This is a genomic window from Ignavibacteria bacterium (assembly GCA_016873775.1).
In the GTDB taxonomy this organism is placed as follows: domain Bacteria; phylum Bacteroidota; class Ignavibacteria; order UBA10030; family F1-140-MAGs086; genus JAGXRH01.
The window spans coordinates 1-2,970 of the sequence record VGWC01000132.1 but is presented as its reverse complement, the minus strand read 5'-3'; the positions used below and the strand labels follow the sequence as shown (position 1 = coordinate 2,970).

The window sequence follows — 2,970 nt, the reverse complement described above, 5'->3', positions numbered from 1 at the left end:
TCTCGCATCAGCGATGGGAACATTATCATCGTCAATAAGTTCACTCGCATCATCAACATTTCTTGATTTGTTCAAATCGAAAATCGAAATTGGTACTAAAGAAATTTTCTGGTCGAAAATATTTACGCTCGTGTGGGGAATTATTCTCATCGGTGGCGCAATGTTATTCACCGATACAAAAAATCCCGTCGTTGAAATTGGTTTGAAAATTGCATCGGTAACGTATGGCGGTTTACTCGGAACATTTTTTCTCGGATTACTTTTCAAACACACAACACAACGCGATGCATTTGTCGGATTCATTTGCGGCTTGATTGCAATGGCGTGCGTATTGTTCTTCACCAAAATTGATTTCACGTGGCACACGTTGATTGGATGTGGCGTTACGATTGTGGTGGGGAATGTGGTTTCCTTGGCAAGAAAATTTTAGATTTTAGAAGTTAGATTTTAGATTGAGTTTTTTTATTTACATCTATCTCGAAAGGAAATTATGACTGAACAAGATTTACGAAAACGGACAAAACAATTCGCATTACGAGTTATCAAATTGGTGAGCGCATTGCCAAAATCGCAAACGGGAAAAGTGGTTGGCAATCAATTACTACGAGCGGGAACATCAGTTGGTGCAAATTACCGAGCCGCTTGTCGAGCGCGTTCACAGGCAGATTTCATTTCCAAACTTGGCGTTGTTTTAGAAGAAGCCGATGAATCACTGTATTGGATGGAACTCATCGTTGAATCGAATCTCTTTCCCGAAAAACGAATGGATTCAATTATGCAAGAAGCAAACGAACTTGTTTCTATCTTTTCTGCTTCGCTAAAAACCGCGAAAAGAAACAAATGATTTTAGATTTTAGAAGTGAGATTTTAGATTGCAATATGACAACGCAAGAAATTGAAATAAAATTTGGTAAGCAATCTGTTTCAGATAACGAATTTACTCGAAAGGCAAGATTACTACAGAGCATTTATCGAGAAGATGTATTAAAGGAAAGATGTGGAACTGGTCCATTTAAGAATAGCAAAACCCAATATGGAAATATGCTTGCGAAGGGAGAAGAAACTGGTTCAAATTTTCTCTCACCATTTCGACTTGAAATATTGGAGTATGCTTACAAAAAGATAGAAGAAAAGAAAAAAAACAAACATTTGACAATAGACGAGTTTCGTCTGTTCAACAATATGCTTTCAAGTATGCCTTTGTGTTTCAACTTGTTCGTTCCTCTTAAAACGGCACTTTCAGAAAATGAACCGTTTGTGCGCGAAGGGTTTAAGAAACTTTTTTTTGATTTACCTATTCACAAAATAGTTTGTATTGATGTTGAATTTATACGTAACCCAAAATATTACACTAATGATAAATCTGCCTTTGATGCTATTGTTTCGTTTGAAAGCGAAAATAATAGAATGTGGATAATTGGTATCGAGGTGAAATACACTGATAAACTTGGAAAGAATACTTCAAAAGGAAACAGTGAAAAAAAACAGAAGAAAAACATTAAAAAAATTGAGGTGGTGAAGGAATCGAAAATTTTCACTCAAGAAGCAATTGAATCTTTTGAAGATAGTAATCATAAATTCCCTCAGATTGAAAGAAATGTATTACTCACTGAAGCATATAGACTAAACCACGGTATAACTTTTTCACAAAGTATTATTCTTTCTCCACAGGAAGATACGGAATCAAAAGAAGAGATAGAGAAATTTCAAAAATTGTTAACTGACAAAAGTAAATTAAAACGGGTTACGCTTGAAAATTTTGTTTCAACTTTTCAGAAATTCGCTACCAACAAATACCGCTCTTGGCTCAATGAATTTAATATGCGTTACCTTGATTTCAAACTGATTGAAAAATATTTGTAAATAAAGTTTCCAATCTAAAATCTCACATCTAAAATCTAAAATCAACAAATGCAACTTCTCGACTACTCCATCATCATTCTCTATTTCGTAATTTCAATAGCCATCGGCATTTATTATTCTCGCCGCGCATCGAAAGGCACATCGGAATTTTTTCTTTCGGGAAGAAATTTGCCGTGGTGGCTTGCGGGAACGTCAATGGTTGCAACCACATTTGCTGCCGATACTCCGCTTGCCGTAACCGAACTCGTCGCGCAACACGGTATCGCAGGCAATTGGCTCTGGTGGAATTTTGTGTTCGGCGGCGTGCTCACAATTTTCTTTTTTGCAAAACTTTGGCGACGCGCGGGAGTAATGACCGATGTAGAATTTATCGAACTGCGCTACTCGGGAAAACCGGCAGCATTTCTTCGTGGATTTCGCGCGCTCTATCTCGGATTGTTTCTCAACTGCATTATTATGGGTTGGGTGAACGTCGCAATGATGTCCATTCTCGAAGGCATATTCGGCATCGCACATTCGCAAAGTATTTTTTACATCGCGGCGTGTATGGTGTTGGTCGCAGCATATTCAGCAATGTCGGGATTGTGGGGCGTTGCGGCGACAGATGTGTTTCAGTTCGTGTTTGCAATGGTCGGAACGCTTGTGCTTGCAATTCTTCTTCTTCAACTTCCGCAAGTCGGTGGAATAACTGGATTGCAAGAAAAACTTCCCGAATATTATTTTGATTTTTTTCCCAACGTCGGAAATTCAACTTCTGAAATAGGAACAACGCTCGCGCTTTCCATTACGGGATTTCTTGCATACATAGGAATTCAATGGTGGGCATCGTGGTATCCGGGCGCAGAACCGGGCGGCGGCGGTTATGTTGCGCAGCGAATGATGGCGGCTAAAGATGAGCGACACAGCGTGCTTGCAACATTGTGGTTCACCGTTGCGCATTATTGTTTGCGTCCGTGGCCCTGGATTCTCACGGGACTTGCGACACTTGTCTTGTATCCGCAACTTTCGCTCGCCGATAAAAAACTTGGTTACGTTTTTGCGATGCGCGATTTTCTTCCAACGGGATTGCTTGGATTGTTAGTCGCTGCGTTTTTCGCGGCGTATATG

4 protein-coding genes are annotated in these 2,970 nt (G+C 39.5%); all 4 read left to right on the top strand.

The window, feature by feature from the left end:
- Positions 1–13: 13 nt before the first annotated feature.
- The gene (locus tag FJ218_11270; GenBank protein ID MBM4167481.1) at positions 14–430 is read left to right on the top strand and encodes a hypothetical protein; all 417 of its coding nucleotides are present in this window, start codon (positions 14–16) and stop codon (positions 428–430) included.
- A gap of 60 nt (positions 431–490) precedes the next feature.
- Positions 491–844 (top strand): four helix bundle protein, encoded by a 354-nt coding sequence (locus tag FJ218_11265; protein ID MBM4167480.1) that lies wholly within the window; start codon positions 491–493, stop codon positions 842–844.
- Positions 841–1,863, top strand: a complete 1,023-nt coding sequence (locus FJ218_11260; GenBank protein ID MBM4167479.1) for a hypothetical protein — start codon at positions 841–843, stop codon at positions 1,861–1,863. Before FJ218_11265 ends, FJ218_11260 begins: the two co-directional genes overlap by 4 nt.
- A gap of 48 nt (positions 1,864–1,911) precedes the next feature.
- On the top strand, positions 1,912–2,970 hold a 1,059-nt coding region (locus FJ218_11255; protein MBM4167478.1), incomplete at its 3' end, for a sodium:proline symporter.

What these genes read in the sequence shown, in the direction of transcription:
- FJ218_11265 (MBM4167480.1), top strand. Translation starts at nt 491, where the DNA reads ATGACTGAACAAGATTTACGAAAACGGACAAAACAATTCGCATTACGA.
- FJ218_11260 (MBM4167479.1), top strand. Translation starts at nt 841, where the DNA reads ATGATTTTAGATTTTAGAAGTGAGATTTTAGATTGCAATATGACAACG.
- FJ218_11270 (MBM4167481.1), top strand. Translation starts at nt 14, where the DNA reads ATGGGAACATTATCATCGTCAATAAGTTCACTCGCATCATCAACATTT.